Below are 6,455 nucleotides of genomic sequence, written 5' to 3'. Positions count from 1 at the left end.
CTTTGAGGTTGGAGGCCTGCTTCAGCACGTTGGCGCGCGTGAGCTCGTCGCCGCAGCGGCGCAGGGTTCGTCGAGGGGGTGGTCCCGTAGGGTGGGCAAAGGCGCACTTGCGCCGTGCCCACCATCTCTCCATGCATTCGGGTGCACATGGTGGGCACGCTTCGCTTTGCCCACCCTACGGGACCACCCCCTCGACGAACCCACCCCCACGGCTTACCTGTGATGCCGTGCCGCCCCGCATCCGCAAATCTCCGGCCGAGCCTGCCGCGCTGCTGCCCGACCACTTCCAGGCGTGGTTCACAGCCCGCGGCTGGTCGCCCCGCGCGCATCAATTGGCGCTGCTGGAGAAGGCGCGCGAGGACCGGTCCGCACTGCTGATCGCGCCCACCGGCGCCGGCAAGACGCTGGCGGGATTTCTGCCGACGCTGGTGGAGTTGAGTTCTACGCCCAAAGCTTCGGCGAAATCGGTGATCTCCACCGGCCGCAGTCTGCAACGCACCGGCGGCCTGCACACGCTCTACATCTCGCCGCTCAAGGCGCTCGCGGTCGATATCGCGCGCAACCTCGAGCGTCCCGTCGCCGAGATGGCGCTGCCGATCAAGATCGAGACCCGCACCGGCGACACGCCGACGTCGCGGCGGCAGCGGCAGCGACGCTATCCGCCTGACATTTTGCTGACGACGCCCGAACAACTCGCGCTGCTGCTGTCCTCCGACGACGCGCCGTTCCTGTTCTCCTCGCTGAAGCGTATCGTGCTCGACGAGCTGCACGCGCTGGTGACGTCCAAGCGCGGCGATCTTCTCTCCCTCGGGCTGGCGCGGCTGTGGCGATTGGCGCCGCAGATGCGCGCGATCGGCCTGTCGGCGACCGTGGCCGAGCCGGAATCGCTGGCGCGCTTCCTGGTGCCGCAGCCCGGCGGCACGGAAGCGGCGGCCGACATCGTCCTTGCCGGCGGCGCGGCGCCGCCGCTGGTCGAAATGATGGACACGCGCGAACGCCTGCCCTGGGCCGGCCACAGTGCCCGCCATGCGCTTCCCGAGATCTACGAGCTGATCAAGGCGAACAAGACCACGCTGGTTTTCGTCAACACCCGCAGCCAGGCCGAGATGCTGTTCCAGAATCTCTGGAGCATGAATGACGACAACCTTGCCATCGCGCTGCATCACGGCTCACTCGACGTCGCCCAGCGCCGCAAGGTCGAGGATGCGATGTCGGCGGGCAAACTGCGCGGCGTGGTCTGCACCTCCTCGCTCGATCTCGGCGTCGACTGGGGCGACGTCGATCTCGTCGTCAATATCGGCGCGCCCAAGGGCTCCTCGCGCCTGATGCAGCGCATCGGCCGCGCCAACCACCGGCTCGACGAAGCCTCGCGCGCGGTGCTGGTGCCCGCGAACCGCTTCGAGGTGCTGGAGTGCCGCGTCGCGATCGACGCCATCGCGGAGAATGCGCAGGACACGCCGCCGCTGCGGATCGGTGCGCTCGACGTGCTGGCCCAGCACGTGCTCGGCTGCGCCTGCGGCGAGCCGTTTTTCTCCGACGAGCTCTACGACGAAGTGCGCACCGCCGCACCTTACGCCGATCTCACGCGGCAGGATTTCGACGACGTGGTCGATTTCGTCGCCTCCGGCGGCTACGCGCTGAAGACCTATGAGCGCTTCGCCCGCATCAAGCAGGACAAGGAGGGGCGCTGGCGCGTCGCCAATCCCAAGGTGCGGCAGAGCTACCGGATGAATGTCGGCACCATCGTCGAGGACGACATGCTGAAGGTGCGGCTGGTGCGATCGCGCGGCGGTGGTCAAGGAAAAGCAGGCGGGTCGACGGGCGTGATCGCGCGCGGCGGCAGGTTGCTCGGCGAAATCGAGGAAGCCTTCATCGAGGGCCTCAGCCCCGGCGACACCTTCGTGTTCTCGGGCGAGGTGGTGCGCTACGAGACCCTGGTCGAGGACCAGGTCTATGTCTCGCGCGCCAACGACAAGGACCCGAAGGTGCCGTCCTATATGGGCGGCAAGTTCCCACTCTCGACCTATCTCGCCGAACGGGTCCGCCGCCTGCTCGATGACGGGCGCGCGTGGGGCGCCTTGCCGGAGCAGGTGCGCGACTGGCTGTCGCAGCAAAAGGACGTCTCGCGTGTGCCTGAAGTGCGCGAGCTGCTGGTCGAGAGTTTTCCCCGCGCCAACAAGCACTACATCGTCTGCTATCCCTTCGAAGGCCGTCTCGCGCACCAGACGCTGGGCATGCTGTTGACGCGCCGGCTGGAGCGTGCCCGCGCCCGACCGCTCGGCTTCGTCGCCAACGAATATGCGATCGCGGTCTGGGCGCTCGGCGACCTGTCCTCCATGATCCGGGACGGCAGGATCGACCTCGATGCGCTGTTCGACCCTGATATGCTCGGCGACGATCTCGAAGCTTGGCTTGCCGAATCCGCACTGATGAAGCGCACGTTTCGCAATTGCGCGATCATCTCCGGCCTGATCGCGCGCCGTCACACCGGCGAGGAGAAGAGCCGCCGCCAGGTGCTGTTCTCGACCGATCTCGTCTACGACGTTTTGCGAAAACACCAGGCCGATCACGTGCTGTTGCGTGCCGCGCGGGCCGATGCCGCCACCGGCCTGCTCGATCTGCGCCGCCTCAGCGACATGCTGATGCGCATTCAGGGCCGGATCACCCACCGGGAACTCGACCACGTCTCCCCGCTCGCCGTCCCCGTGATGCTGGAAATCGGCCGCGAGTCAGTCTATGGCGAAGCTGGAGACGAGCTCCTGGCGGAGGCCGCCGATGAGCTGGTCAAAGAGGCGATGGGATAAGAGCAGGTTTTGACGTGACGGCAGGCGCGCTGGTTTCAGGAGATAACGAGGACATGCGCGTTTCGAATGTCAACATCAGCAGCGTGACGTTCGCCGCCGATCTCTCCGGCGCACTGTTCTGGGAAGAGCAGCGCCTGCTCGTCGTCTCCGATTTGCATCTGGAAAAAGGTTCCAGCTTCGCCATGCGCGGCGTACTGCTGCCGCCTTACGACACCATCGCGACTCTCAGTCGTCTCGCTGCTGTCATCTCCCGCCATGATCCCCGCATCGTCATTGCGCTCGGCGACAGTTTTCATGATCGCAGCGCGCATGGACGCCTGTCGGCGGAGGATCGCGACGCGGTCGCCGCCTTGCAGGCCGGCCGCGACTGGATCTGGATTTCGGGCAATCACGATCCGGCGCTGCCGCGTGATCTCGGCGGCACCGTCGCCGACGAAGTCGCGATCGGCCCGATCACCTTCCGCCACGAGCCGACCGGCGCGGGCGGCGAGATCGCCGGCCATCTCCATCCCAAGGCCCGCGTCTCCGCGCGCGGCCGCTCGATGGAGCGCCGCTGTTTCGCCTGTGATGGGATGCGCGCCGTGATGCCCGCCTTCGGCGCCTATGCCGGCGGCCTCAGCATCCGCGACGCGGCGTTTGCAAAGATCTTTCCAAAGAATGGTTTTGTCGCGCATTTGCTCGGCGACCGCCGCGTTCACGCGATTGCCGCGTCGCGGTGTTATTGACTAGCTATCGCTTCGATCGGGCTGAACCCTCTCACCACGCGCACATTGCGCTCCCTCCCCCCCTTGTGGGGGAGGGCAGGGGAGGGGGGTAGCCCAGGAAAAGTTGCGCGTTGGCGTCGCGCAAACGCGTGTGCGAATCGAGATAGTCCCCGTGTGGTACCCCTCTCCCTAACCCTCCCCCACAAGGGGGGAGGGAACGTACCGGTCTCGCAGCCGCAGATCGCGACTATCGCAACGGTTCACGCCGCCTTCGCCTGCACGTCATCGCAGAACTCTGCCAGCCGATCGGCGAGCCGCAGCGTCGCGGGGCTTGCACCCGGCGCGGCCATCAACGCGACTTCGGTCCGGTTGATTGGCGCAAATCCATCCTTCGCGGTCAGCACGCGGTGGTCGGACTGGATCGCCATCTCCGACAGGATGCTCAGCCCCATGCCGGCAGCGACCGCGGCTTGGATGCCGGCGAGGCTCGATGACGTGTAGGACATGTGCCAAATGCGGCCCGCGCTTTCCAGCGCGTGGATGGCGCCGGCGCGGTAGAGGCAGCCGAGCGGAAAGCCGATCAGCGGCACCGAGGCGACATCGGCGTGGATCGGATGGCTCTTGCTGGTGACCCAGTGCACCTGCTCCGGCCACACCGCGATCGCGCCCTTCTCACCGGCTGCGCGCTTGAACAATGCGAGATCGAGCTCGCCGCGATCGAGGTCGCGCGACAGGTTCTTGCTCTGGTCGGCGCGCACATCGAGCCGCAGGCCCGGATGCGAACGCGAGAAGGCGCCGAGCAGTTTCGCCAGCCGGTACGCCGCAAAGTCTTCGGGGATGCCGAGCCGGATCGCGCCTTCGCCGTCGGGCTGGCGCAGCACGTCGCGGGCCTCTTCCGCAAGCGACAACAGCCGCCGCGCATAGGACAGCAGCCGTTCGCCGGCTTCAGTCGGGCGCAAATCCTTGCCGTCACGATGCAGCAGCACCTGTCCGACATCCTCCTCCAGCCGCTTGATCTGCTGGCTGACGGTCGATTGCGTGCGATGGACGCGCTCGCCGGCGCGGGTGAAGCCGCCGGCATCGACCACCGACACGAAGCTGCGCAGGAGCTCCAGATCGAGCATGGGCGCCTCCATTCGAAAATCCACTGACTAGAAGTTAATCATTTAATTTCCAAATGACAAGCCGGCTCCCTAGATCGAGGGCTCAGGAGATTCGCATGTCGCTCGCCCCCTCGATTTCGGTTCCCCGCAGCCGCTTCAATACGCTGCCGCTCGCCATCGGCGCGTTCTGCCTGCTCTGGAGCTACGCCTTCGTCGCCGGCAAGATCGGCGTGACCCATTGCCCGCCGCTGATCCTGCTCGCCGCGCGCTTTTCGCTCGCCGGCATCCTGATCATCGGTGCCACGCTGGTCCGCGGCGACGACTGGTCGCTGTCCTGGCGCGATGCCGCGATCTTCGCCGTGCTCGGCGTCGCCAACAACGCGCTCTATCTCGGCCTCGGCTACACCGGGCTGCAATCGGTCTCCGCCGGGCTCGGCGGCCTGATCGTGTCGGCCAATCCGGTGTTCACGGCGGGCCTCGCCGCGATTCTGCTCGGCGAAGGCATGACGTGGCGCAAGGCGAGCGGCCTCCTGCTCGGCATCATGGGCGTGACCTTGATCGTCTGGCACCGCCTGTCGGTCGGCACCGACTCGCTGCACGGCATCGTGTTCACGCTGGCCTCGCTTGCCTCCCTCGTCGCTGGCACCATTTTGTTCAAGCTGCTCGCGCCAAAGGGCTCGTTGTGGATCGGCAATGGCGTGCAGAATCTCGCCGCCGGCATCGTGCTGACGCCGGTCGCGCTCACCTTCGCTGACGTCCATGCCATCGACTTCACGCCGGGCCTGATCGGCGCTTTCGCCTTCCTCGTGCTCGGCGGCTCGATCATGGCCTACTGGCTCTGGTTTCATCTCCTGAAAGTGTGTGGCGCGACGGCTGCCAGTGCCTATCATTTCCTGATGCCGCCGCTCGGAATGCTGTTCGCGTATCTCGTGCTCGGCGAGCATGTCGAGGCCCGCGATCTGCTCGGAATCATCCCGGTCGCACTTGGCATCTATCTGGTGACGCGGCCCGCAAAATCCGTCTCGTAAGAGGAGTCCATCATGCCCATTTCCATCACCCTGATCGGCGGTCCCACTGCGCTGATCGAGATCGATGGCTTCCGCCTGCTCACTGACCCGACCTTCGATGCGCCCGGCGCCTATCAACTGCCGCATGTGAAGCTGGAGAAGACGATTGGACCCGCGCTGAAGGCCGACGCAATCGGCCCGGTCGACGCGGTCCTGCTCAGCCACGACCAGCATTCCGACAATCTCGACAATTCCGGCCGCGACTATCTGCTTAAAGCGCCGCGCGCGCTGACGACCGAGGCCGGCGCCAAGCGCCTGGGCGGCCATGTCGAAGGCCTCGCGCCATGGGCGACCTCGCATCTGAAAGACGGTGACGGCAATACGCTGACGATCACCGCCACGCCCGCGCGCCACGGCCCGGCCGGCATCGAGCCGCTGTCGGGCGACGTCATCGGTTTCGTGGTGTCGTCGAGCCGGACCGACACCACTTCGGTTTATATCAGCGGCGACACCACCTGGTTCGACGGCGTCGCCGAGGTCGCGCGCCGCTTCAAATGCGGCGTGGTGATGCCTTTCGCCGGCGCCGCGCAAACGCGCGGGCCGTTCCATCTCACCATGGACACCAACGACACCATCGAGACCGCACGCGCCTTCCCCGATGCGATGATCGTGCCGGTTCATACGGAGGGTTGGGCGCATTTCCGCCAGAACGGCGAGGATCTGCGCAAGACGTTTGATGTGCTGGGTTTTGGCACAAGGCTGCGATTGCTGGAGCCGGGGGTGCCGACCGTGGTGCAGGCGCCGTAGCCCCAACTGTCATGCCCCGGCTTGACCGGG

Annotated in this window: 5 protein-coding genes; 4 read left to right on the top strand and 1 reads right to left on the bottom strand. The window is 66.3% G+C overall.

Annotation, left to right across the window (positions count from 1 at the left end; genetic code table 11):
* The first annotated feature begins 227 nt into the window (after positions 1–227).
* Both AC0L3A_RS39660 and pdeM read left to right on the top strand, forming a co-directional pair.
* The gene (locus AC0L3A_RS39660) at positions 228–2,804 is read left to right on the top strand and encodes a ligase-associated DNA damage response DEXH box helicase (RefSeq protein WP_473256456.1); all 2,577 of its coding nucleotides are present in this window, start codon (positions 228–230) and stop codon (positions 2,802–2,804) included.
* A 53-nt stretch (positions 2,805–2,857) separates the two neighbouring features.
* Positions 2,858–3,529, top strand: coding sequence for a ligase-associated DNA damage response endonuclease PdeM (pdeM, locus tag AC0L3A_RS39655; RefSeq protein ID WP_354200538.1), 672 nt, complete (start codon positions 2,858–2,860; stop codon positions 3,527–3,529).
* Positions 3,530–3,768: 239 nt separating this feature from the next.
* Here the strand turns inward: pdeM and AC0L3A_RS39650 are convergent, their stop codons facing one another.
* Positions 3,769–4,632, bottom strand: a complete 864-nt coding sequence (locus tag AC0L3A_RS39650; RefSeq protein WP_007599393.1) for a LysR family transcriptional regulator — start codon at positions 4,630–4,632, stop codon at positions 3,769–3,771.
* A 95-nt stretch (positions 4,633–4,727) separates the two neighbouring features.
* Here AC0L3A_RS39650 and AC0L3A_RS39645 point away from each other — a divergent pair, with 95 nt between their 5' ends.
* Both AC0L3A_RS39645 and AC0L3A_RS39640 read left to right on the top strand, forming a co-directional pair.
* Positions 4,728–5,639, top strand: coding sequence for a DMT family transporter (locus AC0L3A_RS39645; protein ID WP_354200537.1), 912 nt, complete (start codon positions 4,728–4,730; stop codon positions 5,637–5,639).
* A 12-nt stretch (positions 5,640–5,651) separates the two neighbouring features.
* Positions 5,652–6,425 (top strand): MBL fold metallo-hydrolase, encoded by a 774-nt coding sequence (locus AC0L3A_RS39640; RefSeq protein WP_007599397.1) that lies wholly within the window; start codon positions 5,652–5,654, stop codon positions 6,423–6,425.
* The last annotated feature ends 30 nt before the right edge of the window (positions 6,426–6,455 follow it).

Source organism: Bradyrhizobium sp. MI1.3, from assembly GCF_055811695.1.
This window is presented reverse-complemented; position numbering and strand designations above follow the sequence as displayed.

Excerpts from the sequence above, each read along its gene's own strand:
- pdeM (WP_354200538.1), top strand. The coding sequence starts at position 2,858 with ATGCGCGTTTCGAATGTCAACATCAGCAGCGTGACGTTCGCCGCCGAT.
- AC0L3A_RS39650 (WP_007599393.1), bottom strand. The coding sequence starts at position 4,632 with ATGCTCGATCTGGAGCTCCTGCGCAGCTTCGTGTCGGTGGTCGATGCC.
- AC0L3A_RS39645 (WP_354200537.1), top strand. The coding sequence starts at position 4,728 with ATGTCGCTCGCCCCCTCGATTTCGGTTCCCCGCAGCCGCTTCAATACG.
- AC0L3A_RS39640 (WP_007599397.1), top strand. The coding sequence starts at position 5,652 with ATGCCCATTTCCATCACCCTGATCGGCGGTCCCACTGCGCTGATCGAG.